Origin of the sequence: Streptomyces luteoverticillatus (assembly GCF_003970715.1) — a bacterium.
Lineage (GTDB): Bacteria > Actinomycetota > Actinomycetes > Streptomycetales > Streptomycetaceae > Streptomyces > Streptomyces abikoensis.
In genome coordinates this window covers 6,088,228-6,101,373 of record NZ_CP034587.1, presented here as the reverse complement: position 1 = coordinate 6,101,373, position 13,146 = coordinate 6,088,228, and the positions used below count along the sequence as shown (strand labels likewise).

Annotated in this window: 13 protein-coding genes; 5 read left to right on the top strand and 8 right to left on the bottom strand. The window is 72.9% G+C overall.

Going from position 1 to position 13,146, the window contains the following annotated elements; translation table 11 throughout:
- Positions 1-346: 346 nt before the first annotated feature.
- Positions 347-1,447 carry a phosphotransferase family protein gene (locus EKH77_RS27180; protein WP_164737874.1) on the bottom strand — a complete coding sequence of 367 codons (1,101 nt, stop codon included), beginning with the start codon at positions 1,445-1,447 and terminating at the stop codon, positions 347-349.
- 170 nt (positions 1,448-1,617) lie between these two features.
- Between EKH77_RS27180 and EKH77_RS27175 the strand changes: the two genes are divergently transcribed.
- Positions 1,618-1,944, top strand: coding sequence for a hypothetical protein (locus EKH77_RS27175; protein ID WP_126916904.1), 327 nt, complete (start codon positions 1,618-1,620; stop codon positions 1,942-1,944).
- A 50-nt stretch (positions 1,945-1,994) separates the two neighbouring features.
- On the opposite strand, the gene EKH77_RS27170 is transcribed toward EKH77_RS27175, so the two are convergent.
- From EKH77_RS27170 to EKH77_RS27160, 3 genes are all read right to left on the bottom strand, one after another.
- The gene (locus tag EKH77_RS27170) at positions 1,995-2,225 is read right to left on the bottom strand and encodes a hypothetical protein (protein WP_126916903.1); all 231 of its coding nucleotides are present in this window, start codon (positions 2,223-2,225) and stop codon (positions 1,995-1,997) included.
- Positions 2,222-2,611, bottom strand: coding sequence for a hypothetical protein (locus EKH77_RS27165; protein ID WP_126916902.1), 390 nt, complete (start codon positions 2,609-2,611; stop codon positions 2,222-2,224). The genes EKH77_RS27170 and EKH77_RS27165 overlap by 4 nt, the downstream gene beginning before the upstream one ends.
- 132 nt (positions 2,612-2,743) lie before the next feature.
- The gene (locus tag EKH77_RS27160) at positions 2,744-4,057 is read right to left on the bottom strand and encodes an FAD-dependent oxidoreductase (protein WP_164737873.1); all 1,314 of its coding nucleotides are present in this window, start codon (positions 4,055-4,057) and stop codon (positions 2,744-2,746) included.
- Positions 4,058-4,198: 141 nt separating this feature from the next.
- On the opposite strand from EKH77_RS27160, the gene EKH77_RS27155 reads away from it, so the two are divergent.
- Genes EKH77_RS27155 through EKH77_RS27145 form a run of 3 tightly spaced genes read left to right on the top strand, consistent with a single transcriptional unit; the run spans position 4,199 to position 8,356 of the window.
- Positions 4,199-5,257 (top strand): NAD-dependent epimerase/dehydratase family protein, encoded by a 1,059-nt coding sequence (locus tag EKH77_RS27155; protein WP_164737872.1) that lies wholly within the window; start codon positions 4,199-4,201, stop codon positions 5,255-5,257.
- Positions 5,254-6,405, top strand: coding sequence for an aromatic ring-hydroxylating oxygenase subunit alpha (locus EKH77_RS27150; protein ID WP_126916899.1), 1,152 nt, complete (start codon positions 5,254-5,256; stop codon positions 6,403-6,405). The genes EKH77_RS27155 and EKH77_RS27150 overlap by 4 nt, the downstream gene beginning before the upstream one ends.
- Complete coding sequence (locus EKH77_RS27145; RefSeq protein ID WP_126916898.1) at positions 6,323-8,356, top strand: prenyltransferase/squalene oxidase repeat-containing protein; 2,034 nt, start codon at positions 6,323-6,325, stop codon at positions 8,354-8,356. The genes EKH77_RS27150 and EKH77_RS27145 overlap by 83 nt, the downstream gene beginning before the upstream one ends.
- Positions 8,357-8,358: 2 nt before the next feature.
- Here EKH77_RS27145 and EKH77_RS27140 read toward each other — a convergent pair whose 3' ends face one another.
- From EKH77_RS27140 to EKH77_RS27125, 4 genes are all read right to left on the bottom strand, one after another.
- Positions 8,359-9,426: a glycosyltransferase gene (locus EKH77_RS27140; protein ID WP_126916897.1), complete on the bottom strand. Its 1,068-nt coding sequence runs from the start codon at positions 9,424-9,426 to the stop codon at positions 8,359-8,361.
- A 38-nt stretch (positions 9,427-9,464) separates the two neighbouring features.
- Entirely contained in the window at positions 9,465-10,700 is a 1,236-nt protein-coding gene (locus EKH77_RS27135) for a wax ester/triacylglycerol synthase domain-containing protein (RefSeq protein WP_164737871.1), read from the bottom strand.
- A 178-nt stretch (positions 10,701-10,878) separates the two neighbouring features.
- A complete protein-coding gene (locus tag EKH77_RS27130) occupies positions 10,879-11,778 on the bottom strand; it encodes a hypothetical protein (protein ID WP_240667558.1) in 900 nt (299 codons plus the stop codon).
- A gap of 382 nt (positions 11,779-12,160) precedes the next feature.
- Entirely contained in the window at positions 12,161-12,565 is a 405-nt protein-coding gene (locus EKH77_RS27125) for a nuclear transport factor 2 family protein (protein ID WP_126916894.1), read from the bottom strand.
- Between the two features lie 103 nt (positions 12,566-12,668).
- Between EKH77_RS27125 and EKH77_RS27120 the strand changes: the two genes are divergently transcribed.
- Positions 12,669-13,118 carry a MarR family winged helix-turn-helix transcriptional regulator gene (locus tag EKH77_RS27120; protein WP_126916893.1) on the top strand — a complete coding sequence of 150 codons (450 nt, stop codon included), beginning with the start codon at positions 12,669-12,671 and terminating at the stop codon, positions 13,116-13,118.
- The last annotated feature ends 28 nt before the right edge of the window (positions 13,119-13,146 follow it).

Sequence of the window (13,146 nt, the reverse complement as noted above, 5' to 3'; positions counted from 1 at the left end):
CACTGACGGCGGTGCTTCCGCGCACCGGCCGGTGGCCTGTCGGGTCCGGGTGATCACCCGGAGATGTCGTCGTCCACCACCATGTCCGGTCTCCTCAACGCATGATCAGAATCCGTGCCAGTGTAAACAGCTTAGGCGGGGTGCGCGAAGGGTTTTCCTCGCAGGTGTGCGATGCCCCGGTCCAGGGCGGCCTCGAGGTGATCGATGGCGCCCGTCACGTCGTCAGGAGGATCAGCACACCGCCCTGGACCGCGGCCAGAAGGACCGCGGGCCCGGCACTCCCGGGCCGTCCGGCCCTTGCCCGGGCGGCTGCCGATCGCGCACCGGCCATGGAGAGCGACAAGCGCTACCGGTCACATGGTGAGCGCACCGGTTCCAGCGCTCGTGCGAGCAACGCCGTGCTCCGCGCGTAGGGGGTCCGTCCGCCGGGCCACTCGATGCCCGTGCGCTTCATCAAGCGCGTGAGACGGCACGTGAACAGGGTGAACCGGAAGGCTGCGAAAACATCGTAGTAGGTGAAGTTGCGCAGAGGGCGGCCGAGGAGGGAGGCGTAGGTGGCGACGGTCTCCTGCCGGCTCGGCAGGCCGGGGAGCCGGGGCAGGCCGAGGCCCTCGCTCAGGTAGCGGTCGGTGAACAGGTACCAGGCGAGGTCGCTCTCCGGGGCGCCGAGCGTGGCCAGTTCCCAGTCGAGGAGGGCGACCGGCTTCCGTCCCGAGTAGATGATGTTGCCGATGCGGGCGTCGCCCCACAGCAGCCGCGGCGGATCGGGCTCCTCCGGGCAGCGGGCCCGCAGCCAGTCGGCGGCGGCGGTGACGACGGGATCGTTCTGGGCGCCGTAGAACTCCAGGCGAGCCAGGCACTCGCCGAGCTGACGGCGAATGCCGACGGGGGCGGGGCTGGGGGCCGGGCCGTGGGCCACGTCGTCCAGGAACGACAGGTCCAGCGCGCCGGGGTCCAGGCGGTGGAGCCGTGCCATCAGCTCCAGGCCCCCGTTCCAGACCTGGGCGCGGTCGACAGGGTGGGCCTCCGCCAGCCAGCCGGAGCGGTGATAGGAGGGGACGTCCCCCGGCACCCGCCCGTCGATCCGTTCCATGACGACGAACGCCGAGCCCAGGAGCTCGCCCGACGGCTCGCTGCCATGGATCCTGGCCACGGGCACGTCGGTCCCGGCCAACAGCTCCTGGAGCCTGACCTGGCGGTGCCACGAGGACTCGGGCAGCAGGCTGTGGGTGGCGGGAGCCACCCTGATGGCCAGGGGCCGGACCAGACGCCGGCCCCGGTGGTTCCACGTCGCGTCGCACAGCAGCGTCTCCCCGCTGAAGCCGGTCTCGACAGGGGTGCGCACGGGTCCGATCGAGGGGGTCCCCTCGTCGGGGAACCGGTCGGCGAGCCATTGAGTGATCGCCTCACGAGTGCGCCGCGCTTCACGCCGCAGCGGTACGGGCATGCTTGCGCCTTTCCGGTCCCATACAGATGTCTGTCGCATCGCGAGCGGCGCCCTCGCGGTCGCTGGTCGTCACCGCGCCAGCATGGCGCACCGCCATGGCGGCCGTCGCCCCGTACCACCCGTCCGAGGTGCCAACTCCTCATCTCCGGTTGACGGTAGCGTGACCAGCCATGACCCGTTTCTCTCAAGCGGTCCGCAGGGCGATGGCCGGCGTGGTGGCCACCGCGGCGGAGTTCGGCTCAGCGTCGTCCTCGGCCGCCCTACCGGCGGGGCGTGCGACGCACACCCACGCCGAGCGACCCTGCACAGCCGCCGGCCTCCAGGCTCTCTACGGCTCGGAGAACCGCACCATTTTCAACGCCGCCTGGGAGACGGAGGGCCTCGGCACGGTGCTGGGCGTACTGCGCCGCCGCCACGCCCCGGCCACCTCGGCCCGGCCCCGGGGGCGAGGTAGGCGTGCGGGATCGGCCCGCCGGCCGCCTCCGCTCGTCCGATGAGCGCCACCCTACGAGCGGAGCCCGTGCCTCGCACGGCGGCCGGCGCCGCGCTAGTGACTCAGGGCGCTGTCCTCCGTGTCGGCCAGGTCGTCCACGACGTCCTGGAGGTTGCCCCGGTGGGCGAAGACCTCGCGCTGGCGGTCCGCGCCGCCGCGGCGCGCCGCCAGTTGGTTCACGAACGTGGTGGCCTGGTCGGCCTCGCCGTACTCCTCCAGGACCGGGCGCACGTGGTCGAGGATCCTGGCGGCCTGGAGCGGCATGGGGACGAGCCGCCCGGTCACGACGTCCAGGCCGTGACCGCTCCATCCGTCCCGCGCCGCACGCCAGTAGGACGCGCGCGGCAGCTCGCCGCAGACCGGCGGTCCGGGGCTCCCGCGCGCACGCTCATCAACGCGACCACGACCAGAGCCCTGACGATCGCCGCCAGGACAGCCGTGTCGGCGGCCGTGGCGGGCACGTCCATGGCCCTGACCTCCACCTGGCACTCGGTGAACTCACCGTCCACCAGGGGCCCGAGCGCCGCGGCAGCCCTCTTCACCACTCGCGTCCCGCCAGGTGCAAGGGTGCGGCTGCCAAGACGGGCGAGGAAGTACTCCTCTTCCACTCCCACGGTCGGCCACAGCATGCCGCGGGTACGCGAGCAGCGATGCGGCATCAAGGTGCCCACATGCCAAGGATCACCGCGATCGGGCAGCGGGACCCGGCCAACGCACCCAAACGGGCCACAGCACGGAAGATCAGCGCGACGCTCACCAGGCGGGCGGATCGCCGTAGCCGGGTCAGGGCCCCATGACGGCGATCACGGCCCCATGACGGCGATCGCCGGCAGTCGCCCGCGGGGCGGGCGGGGCGGGCCGATGGTGGGGCCGATCAGCCAGAGCAGCCAGTCGGCCAGGCCCGTCAGCCGGCCCATGGAGGGGGCGGCGCCCGGGAAGGCGCGGGCGGTGCGGGTGCGCTCCGTCAGCGCCCGGGCCGCCACATGCGCGAGGACGTCGTAGAACGTGCTCCGGCGGTCGTCCCGCATGCTCAGCAGGCCCAGGACGAGGCCGCGCTGGCGGGCGTCGTGCCGCCAGAGGGCGAAGGCCGACCGGCGCAGGAGGAGGGAGGTGGGGTCGTGTCCGGTCAGCGTGCGGTGGAGCGCGGCGCCGAGGCGTTCGGCGGACCAGGAGCGGGCGGTCCGTTCGGCGGCGTAGGCGGGGATGTCCGGGCTGTGGCGGGCGAGGCATTCGCCGTCCAGGAGCGCGAGGGTCATGCCCTGCGCGGCCAGGGGGTGGCCGTGGCCGACCGCGTCGCCGACCAGGGCGCAGCGTCCCCGGCCGAAGAAGGAGCGCTCGCGGAAGCGGGCGGCCGCCCATTGGACCTTGCCGGCGTCGAGCAAAGCGCGGAAGGCCGGGCGCAGTTCCTCGGGGAGTACGTCGGCGTAGCCGTGCCGTAGGTAACCACGGATGTCCGAGGGGCCGGGGCCGGGGAGGGGCACGTCGACGCAGAGGCGGACGGTGCCCGGCGCCACCTGGTAGGCCAGGACCGGGCCGGGCCCGCCGAGGAAGACATGGCCGTATCCGCCACGGGGCAGCCGGGCGCCGGGCAGCAGCAGTCCGGCTACGCGGGAGAGCCGCAGGGGCGCCTGTTCGTCGGGGCGCAGGAAGCGGCGCACGGTGGAGGAGCGGCCGTCCGCGCCGACGACGAGCCCGGCGGACACCTCCTCCCGGGTGGTGCGGGCCCGGCCGGTCGTCGTGACGGCCGTGACCCGCTCTCCCTGGCGGAGGGTGATGCCGGGAGTGGCGCGCACCGTGCGCAGCAGGAGCGTGGCGAGGACATGGTGGTACATGCTCACGGCGGTGCCGTGGGGATAGGGGCAGTGCAGCGGAGGCTTTCCGTCGGAGGTGTGCAGCCGGAACCCGCGGTTGGTGGTGAACTCGCGGCCGGCGGTGGTGATTCCCATCCGGTGCAGTGCGATCACCCCGGCCGGGTGGAGCCACTCCCCGGCCAGTTGGCGGACGGGGGGCGGGCAGGGGTCCACGACGAGAACGGTGGCGCCCTGCCGGGCTAGGCACAGCGCTGACATGCAGCCCGCCGGCCCGGCTCCCGCGACCAGTACATCCACGGTCCGCACGAGCTCCCCCTCGGTGTCTCCTTGGCCCTCTTCTGCTCGTATCGCAGGGTCGCTAAACTGCGAAATATGCGATGTGATCGCATATTCATGGCGCCTGCGAACGCGCATGAACGGGGCACGGCGGGGGCGTGATTGGGGGGCGTGGTGATCCTTGTCACGGGCGCTACCGGGCACTTGGGCGCCAATCTGGTCCGCGCGCTGCTGACGGATGGTCAGGACGTACGCGTGCTGCTCAGGGGGCCGGCCGGGTCCGCTCTCGACGGCCTGGCGGTGCACCGCGTACCGGGTGATGTGCGGGACCCGGCGGCGGTGGGGCGAGCCGTCTCGGGCTGCGAGGAGGTCTATCACTGCGCCGCCGAGGTCTCCACGAGGAGCGGCGGCGAGCGCCGGATCTACGACATCAACGTGCTCGGCACCCACCATGTGCTGGCGGCGGCCGGGCGGGCGGATGTCCGGCGGGTGGTGGTCACGGGGTCGTTGAGCGCGACCGGCTGGCGGCGCGGCGTTCCGTGCACGGAGGAGGACCTCTTCTACCCCTTCGCCGCGCACACGCCGTACACCGTCAGCAAGGTGCTGGTGGAGCACGAGTGCGTCAAGGCCGCGGCACGGGGGCTGGACGTCGTCGTCGCGACGTCCACCGCGATCATCGGGCCCCATGACTACCGGCCGTCCCGGATGGGCCGGTTGCTGCTGGACTTCGCCAATGGGCGGCTGCTGGCCTACGTCCCGGGCGGCTTCGAGTTCGTGTCCGTCGGGGATCTCGTCGCGGGGCACATGCTGGCGATGCGCCGTGGGGTCGCGGGGCGGAAGTACCTGTTCTCCACGCGATTCCACACGGTGGAGGAGATACTCGACCACTACGGCGAGGTCTGCGGACGACGCCGGCGCCTCCTGCGGGTGCCGTCGCCGGTGATGGCGGGGATCGCCAGGGCGGCCGCGCCGGTGGTGTCCGTGCTGGCGCCGCGTCATGAGATGCGGCTGACCCCGGCGGCGCTGGACTTCCTCCGTTCCCGGCGGCGCGCCGACTGCTCCCGGGCCGTCGCGGAGCTCGGCTACCGCCCGACGAGTGTGGCGCGCGCGGTGCAGGAGGCGTTCACCTGCTTCGCCCGGCGCGGGCTGATCGACGCCCGCCGGGTCGTCACCGTGCCGGTGCGGCGGCGGGTCGAGCGGCCCGTACGCCGCACGGCGGGACCGTCATGACCGGCCCGCCGGGCCCGCCCGGTTTCGGAACGGCGCGGGGCAGGCGCCAGAAGGTCCTCGCGGCCGGCCTCGACCCCGACCACTGGTACCCCGTGGAGTACGAGCGGGCGCTGCCCCCCGGGCAGGCCCTCGCCACCTCGTTCTGGGACCGGCCGATCGTCGTCTGGCGCGGCGCCGACGGCTCGCTCCACGCCCTGGAGGACCGCTGCGCACACCGCCAACTGCGGCTTTCGGCGGGCGTGGTGGACGGCTGCCACCTCACGTGCGAGTACCACGGCTGGACCTACCGCGGTGACGGCCGCGTGGTGCACTACGCCCACGACCTCTTCGGACGCGCCGAACCCGAGGTGAAGGTGCGGGACTACCCCGTGGCCACCCGCCACGGCCTGATCTGGGTCTTCCCCGGCGACCCCGCCCTCGCGGGCGGGCGGCGCATCCCCGGCATCCCCGAACTGACGGGCCCCAGGCCCTGGCCCCGGATGGACATCTCCTACGTCTGGCGGGCCCACCACTCCCTGATCATGGACAACACCAGCGACTTCACCCACGCCTATCTCCACCGCAGGTACCGGCCGTTCTGGGACGCCAAGCTGACCCGTCACGCCACGACGGATGATGGCGAAGGGGTGGAGATCTCCTACGACGCCTTCATCGGCGGCGGCCGCTTCGTACGGCACTTCGTCGACCGCAGGCGCGCCGACACCACCTCCATCGACATCACCTACCACTACCCGTACCAGTGCTCCGACACCGGCGGCTACATCAAGCACTGGCTCTTCCTCCTCCCCATGGACCGACGCACCACCCGGGTCTTCTTCCTCTTCTACTTCAAGGCCGACGGGATCCAGCTGCCCGGCACCGGCCTGACCATGCCCTACCGCTTGACCGCCCCCTTGATGCGCGCGGTCAGCGCGCTCACCGCGCGCCCGACCCTGTCCCAGGACGGCAGGGCGGTGGAAGGCGAACAGCTCGGCTACGAGCGGCACTTCGCCGCGCCCTCGGTCGAGCTCAACCCGGCCGTCCGGCTCTGCCAGGACCTGACCATCCGCAAATGGGGGGAACACCTTGCGCGCGACGCACACGCCCGGCGACAGCCCGGGGGCCGGCCGCGCCCCGAGCCCGGATCAGGCGCACCGCAAGGCGATTGAGCGACTGCTGTCCCTCCAGGAGCAGTCGGGTTGCTGGGAGGGCGAGATGGTGTGGAACACCATGATCCTCTCCCAGTACGTCATCGTGTGCCGCCTCGTCGGGCACGACCTGCCGGAGCGGACCCGGGCGGCGATGACGCTGCACTACCGCACGACGCTCACCCCGGCAGGCGGGTGGGGGCTGCACCCGGAGTCGGACACCTCCCCGTACTGCACGGCCCTCGCGCACGTCGCGCTGCGGCTGCTCGGCAACCACCGGGACGACCCGCTGTGCGCCCGCTCGGCGGCCTGGCTCCGGTCCCGGCCGGCAGGAGCGGGATCCGTGCCCACCTGGGGCAGGCTCTGGCTGGCCTTCGCGGGGCTGTACGACTACCGGGCCGTCAATCCGCTGCCTCCGGAACTCTTCCTGCTGCCGCGCCGGTTGCCATTCCACCCCGACCGGCTCTACTGCCACACCCGCACCATCTACCAAGCCATGGCCTACCTCTACGGCATCCGCTTCTCCGGCGACCTCGGCCACTCGCTCACCGCGGAACTACGGGAGGACCTGTTCGGCCAGGAGCGGCGCCTGCCGTTCCGGACCCGGCGCCGCCTGCTCGGCACCGACACCGTCGTCCCCCCGCACCCGCTGCTGCGGGCCGCGTTCGACGCACTCGCGCTGTACGAGCGCCGTCCCCCGCGCCGGACGCGTGAGCGCGCACTGGCCCGCTGCCTCGATCGCGTGACCCACGAGCAGGAGGCCACGCACCACCTCGGCCTCTCCCCGGTCAGCTCGCTGCTCAACGTCCTGGTGCTGCACGCCTCCGGAGCGGGCCCGGCGGACGTGGACCGCGCCCTGAAGGCCCTCGACCACTGGCGCTGGGAAGACCCGGAGCGCGGCATCCGCTACGCCGGCGCCCGAACGCAGACGTGGGACACCGCGTTCGCCGTCGAGGCCCTGCTGGCTCACCGGCCCGATGCCGATACCGATACCGACGCCCACGCCGACACCGATGCCCACGCCGACGTTGCCCTGCGCCGGGCCTGCGCGTATCTGCGCGACGCCCAGGTCACCGAGGACGTACCCCGGCCCGAGGTCACCGCCCGCGCCCCGGCCGCCGGCGGCTGGTGCGTCTCCGACAGCGCCCACCGCTGGCCGGTGAGCGACTGCACGGCCGAGGCGGTATCCGCGCTCCTCCACACCGCCACCCACGTCCCGGATGCCCCGGCACCCGACGAGCGGCGGCTGCGCCAGGCCGTCGCGTTCCTGCTGCACCGGCAGAACCGGGACGGCGGCTTCGGGTCGTACGAGCCGCGCCGGGGCAGCCGCCTGCTGGAGGCGGCGAACCCGGCCGAGATGTTCTCCCACTGCATGGTGGAGGACTCCTACACCGAATGCACCGGCTCCGCCCTGGTCGCCCTCGCGGAACTGAGGCGGCAGGCGGGACAGACGCACCGTGAGGCGGTGTCGCGGGCCATCCGGCGCGGCGCCCGCTTCCTGCTCCGCACCCAGTGCGCGGACGGCTCATGGCGCGCCGCCTGGGGCGTCAACCGCGTCTACGGCACCCTGTTCGCCGTCCGTGGCCTGCGCGCCGCCGGACTCGCGCCGACCCACCCTCGGCTCAAGCGCTCCGCGGCCTGGCTGGAGTCCGTCCAACGGGGCGACGGAGGCTGGGGGGAACACCATCGCGGATGCGCCGAGGACCGCTACGTCGAGCACCCCGAAAGCCAGCCCGTGACGACCGCGTGGGCGCTGCTCGCGCTGCTGCAGATCACCGGCCCCGACTCGGCGAGCGTGCGCGAGGGCGTCCGTTGGCTGTGCGAGCGGCAGGGGGAGGACGGTTCCTGGCATCAGGGGGCTGTGACCGGCGTCTTCTTCGGCACGGCCATGCTCGACTACCGCCGCTACGCCGACTGCTTCCCGCTCTGGGCGCTCGGTGCCCACCTCGCCGCCCGCCGCCGTACGGGCTGACGTCAGCCCGTACGGCCCCGCCGTGTCAACGCCTCGATCGTCTCGGCCGTCCCGGGCGACGGCGTGGGCAGGAGGGACATCCGGCCCCGGGAGGCCTGTCGGCGCAGCACCTCGGCGAGCTCCTCAGGGGTACGGGGCCAAGGCACGAGCCCGGCGCGGGCCAGCGTGGCGGCGTTCTGCCTGCCGTGGCCCGCCAGCACCCGGTAACTGACCGCCGGCACCCCGGCGACCAGCGCCTCGGTCAGCGACAGGCCCCCGGCGTTGTGCACCAGGACGTCGGCCGCGGCCAGCAACCGCGGCATGTCGTCGCGCCAGCCGAGCGCCACCACGCCGCGCGAGGCCGCGGCCTTGCGCCGCAGCCGGTCGTTGCGGCCGCACAACACGACGGCCACGGTGCCGGGCACGTCCCGCACGGCCGTGGCGCTCGCCATCACCTCACCGGAACCCAAGGCCCCCGCCGCCAACAGCACCATCAGCCGATCCGGCGAAACCCCCAACTCCGCACGCACCGCCCGGCGCACGGCCTCGTCCACCAGCCGACGGAACGCGGGGTCGACCAGCGGCCCGCCCACCGACATCGCCACTCCGTAACGCTCCGCGGCTTCGGTCGCGGTCGCCTCAAGGGCCGTCAGATACACATCGACCCCCGGATGCGTCCAAAGGCGGTTCGGCGCCGGATCGGTCAGGCAGCACACCACGGGCACGCCCAGCTCACCACTCCACCGCAGCATGCCCAGCGTCTGTGTGGCGAGGGGAAAGACCGAGACCACCGCGTCGAATCCGCCGGCCGCCCAGCGAGCCACCGCGCGGCGGGCCGTGCGGCACACCCTCTGCGTCGCCTCCCGGACGACCGAGTCGCGTTCCTCGCAGCGGGCCATCCAGTCGAACAGGCGAGGCGTGTACTGGGCCGTGAAGGCGTGCCAGCCCTTCAGCAGTGGCCGGTGCGGCCGGGGCAACGCGTCGAGGAAATCACGCACCTCCGTGGCCACGCCGCGTTCCCCGAGCTGCCGGACCAGCTCCCGCGCGGCACCGTCGTGCCCCGCCCCCATGCCGCCCGAAACCACCAGCACACGCGGCGGCCCACTGCGACCGGTTCCCCCGGCCCGCGTCACGCCGCGCCGCACTCGGCGAGACGGGCGACTTCGCGGGCGAAGGCCGCCGCCAGCCGACGGGCGTCGCCGGGCAGACGGTGGGTGGTCACGGCGACGACAGGGGTGTCGGCGTAGTTGCTGAGGACGAAGTGGCAGCAGCCGACCGGCGGCACGACGGACGACGCCACGACGCGGGCCACGGGATCCCCGTCGAGCGCCCACGGGGTGCGTCCCCACGGCAGACTTGTGCAACTGACAGCCGCATGTGAGGGCCGCATGGCACGGGCGAGCACGGCGTCCATGGCCCGTGGCCCCATGAGGCGCACCAGACGGGCCAGTCGCCAGGGCAGGTCCAGGGCACGACGGCCGAAGGCGTCCACGAGACCGCGGCACGCCGAGAGACGGGCGACCGGCGTATCGCCGTCGACGGGCAGGGGCAGACGGAGCGCGCTCGCCATGTTGCCCAGTTCATCGGCGTTCTCGGCGGTGCGGAGACTCACCGGGACCCAGGTGAAGACACGGCCGCGTCCCGGCCATCCGGCCGGGTCGCCGAAACAGCCACGAAGGGCTCCCGCCGCGGCCGCCATCAATGTCTCGGTGGTGGTCGCCGTGCCATCGGGCAGAGCCCGGCGGGCCGCCCGGAACATGTCGGCATCCACCGGTGACCAGGCGAGAGCCGGCTCGACACCGCGCCCCGGAGGGAGCGGTACGGCCAGTCCCGCCCGCAGGTAGCTCTCCGCGACGCGGCGCGGGTCGCTGCGCTCGGGGCGGCGCGCCGGCGCGGGCCGTGCGTCGCCGGGGCCGTCCAGGAGCAGACGCATCAACGTGATGGCCGATTGGCCGTCGGCCAGGGCGTGATGCATGCGCAGCAACAGCCCGTACCCACCCTCCGTCGGGCACGGCATGAGGCGCAGCTGCCACAAGGGCCGGTCCGGCGGCAGCGGATGCGTCAATGCCCCGGACGCCCACGCCTCGAGCGTGCGTCCGGTCGGATCCCGCAGGACATGGTGTTCGGCCACGAACGCGGACCGCTCGGTCCAGCGACGCCGGCCGGCGGCCGGCGCCCCGGGTGACGGCATCAACACCCACCGCATCCGCGGCAGATGGGCCCACCGTGCCGCCACGCGACGTCGCAGCTCCTCCGCGCCCGGTGGGCGGCCGCGGAGCAGGAAGACCACGCACCAGATCAGAGGGCCGCAAGTGTGCCGGGCCACGAACTCGTCCGCCAGCGAGAGAGGAACGCAACGGCTCATCAGCCTGATACTGCCTGCGCGGCGTGCGGACGAAACGCGGGGCCGTCCATAGGGCGACGCACCCGTCCAAATCGCGCGCGGGGCCGGCACCCCTCCGTCGGCCTTCCAGCGGGCCCGCACACCGACCGCGGTCTGACGACCTGTCCATTGAACCGGCGGCAGCCGGCTCAATGGCCCGTCAGCCGAAGAAGACCGAGGAGATGTCATTGTCAAAGCCGATGGCCGCCAGGTCGGCCACGTCACCGTTGACGATCCTGGACTTGCCCGTGCAGTTCCGCTCGGACCAGATCTTCAGGCTGCCCTGGGCCTGGAGGGAGGAGGCGACGTTGTCCCGGGGCACGTTCTGGCATCCCTTGCCGGCCAGTCCCTGGGAGGGGTCGCCGAAGTTCCGGTCGTCGAAGAGGACGACGCTGGTGGCGGGCTTGGCCTGGGGGCTGCCACTGCCGGCGTCGCCGTCGGCGCCACCGCCGGCCTTCTTGCCGTCGGGAGTGACACCGAACCAGGTGCCCCCGACGCCCTGGCCCTTGGTCTCGCCGGGCTTGGAGTCCTTGCTGAAACGGTACACGGGCCAGCCCCCGACCGTGACCTGGAGCGTGCCGTCATCCCGTTTGACGGTGCCGACCTTCGACTTGTCGACGCCGTCGAGGAAGACCTTGCCGCCCGGTGCGACGACGACCGGGGGCCAGGTGGACGCGCAGTCGCCGTCGCAGGTGGACTTCGACGGGTTCGCGGTGTCCTTGTCGAAGCGGTAGAGCGTGAAGCCCGCCCCGTTGACCACCACCGGGTTCAGTGCCCCGGCCTTCGAGGCCGACAACTGCACCCATCGCAGCGCCTCCGGCTTCGTCGCCGGTTTCCCGGGCTCGACTGCCCAGTCGCCTGTCTTGGGCGAGGCGTTGTTCGCCTTCGCGGTGCCGCTGAGGAGGCTCAGGTCCTGCCCGGCCGACGGGCTGCCGCCGGCGGCCCCGCCCTGGCCCGCCGCGGGAGCGGCCGCCGAAGAGGCGGATGCGGAACCGCCCTTGTTTTCCGCGCCGCAGGCGGACAGCAGAAGTACTCCACTCGTGGCGACAGAGACGATCACTGCGGTGTGTTTACGGATCACGGTTACCCCCCACGGTCAAACGCTCCGGTCCGCCCGAAGCCGTCACCAGCCCGTACGGGCCGGGCCCCGGGACAGCCTCACCCGGTTACCTCCTCGATACGTCTCCGATACGAAGTAACAACTGGACCGGTGACCTCCAACCGCCGCCGGAACGGGGGTTACGCCTCGTCCCGGTTGTCGTCCACCGTGGCGGCGGAACCCCGAGCCGGGCCGGGCGGGTGGGCTCACCGAGCGGCGTTCAGCGGCACAGGGTGCGCGTCGGCTGCGTCCAGAGCCCCACCGGGCCGGCCCCGGCGATGACGGCGGCGCGCCCGTGCGCCGGCACGGGCGCGGCCTCGTGGCGTCAGGTGGGCGATGCGGCTCAGCGGGCGCTGCCGAGGTTCCGGTCGGCGTCGGAGCCTTCGAGCATGAGGGTGGTCTCCTCGATGCGGCGGAAGCGGCCGTCGGGGGCGAACTCGCCGAAGAGGTAGACCTCCATGCGGACGGTGGAGCCGTCGGTCTTGATGACCTCCATCGTGTGGCGGTCGGCGTAGCGATCGCCGGAGGAGAGTTCGTCGTGCACCTCGACCGAGCCGCCGGCGACGACCGTGCGCAGGTGGGCGATGTGGGCGAGGAACTCGGTGCGGTCCGCCCAGCTTCCGTCGGTGCGCTGGCGGTAGTCGGGGGCGAAGTGCCGGTCGGCGGCCTCGTCGAGGTCGAGGCCCGGGGTGAGGAGCAGGTCGGTGAGGGCGGCGCGGACGTCGGTGCGGGTGCCGGCGACGGTCATGAGGGTCCCCTTGGGGTTCGCGTTTCGGCGGAAAGTGCGTGCGCTGAGCACGCATATGCACCGTACTACAGATTGCGTGCGTCGCGCACGCTATTCTTGGGCCATGACCGACGATGTGGGACACGAGATCGCCGACGCCCTGGGAACCCTGCTCAGGCGAGGCACCCGGGCACAGCTGTACGCCCGCCTGACGGACGGCCTGGGCGAGGCGGTGGACGAGACCACCTACCCCGTCCTCAGCGGACTCGCCCGGACCGGCCCGCGCAGCGCGGCCGACCTCGCGGGCGAGATCGGCCTGGACCGCTCCGGCGTCACCCGCCGCGCCACCCGCCTGGAGGAAGCCGGCCTGCTACGCCGGGAACCCGACCCCGACGACCGCCGCGCCACCCTGCTCGCCCTCACCGAAACCGGACACCGGACCGTGCGGACCACCCGGCAACGCCTCGCCACGCTCATCGAGGCGTCCCTCGCCTCCTGGCCACCCGAAGAGGCACAGAGCTTCGCCCGCCAACTCCACCGCTTTGTCACCACCGGCCCGTTCGCGTCCAAGTGACGTTCATGGTGCGGACCACCGCGAACTC

Coding starts and splice junctions, on each gene's coding strand:
- EKH77_RS27180 (WP_164737874.1), bottom strand. CDS start 1,447: ATGCCCGTACCGCTGCGGCGTGAAGCGCGGCGCACTCGTGAGGCGATC.
- EKH77_RS27175 (WP_126916904.1), top strand. CDS start 1,618: ATGACCCGTTTCTCTCAAGCGGTCCGCAGGGCGATGGCCGGCGTGGTG.
- EKH77_RS27150 (WP_126916899.1), top strand. CDS start 5,254: ATGACCGGCCCGCCGGGCCCGCCCGGTTTCGGAACGGCGCGGGGCAGG.
- EKH77_RS27135 (WP_164737871.1), bottom strand. CDS start 10,700: ATGAGCCGTTGCGTTCCTCTCTCGCTGGCGGACGAGTTCGTGGCCCGG.
- EKH77_RS27125 (WP_126916894.1), bottom strand. CDS start 12,565: ATGACCGTCGCCGGCACCCGCACCGACGTCCGCGCCGCCCTCACCGAC.
- EKH77_RS27120 (WP_126916893.1), top strand. CDS start 12,669: ATGACCGACGATGTGGGACACGAGATCGCCGACGCCCTGGGAACCCTG.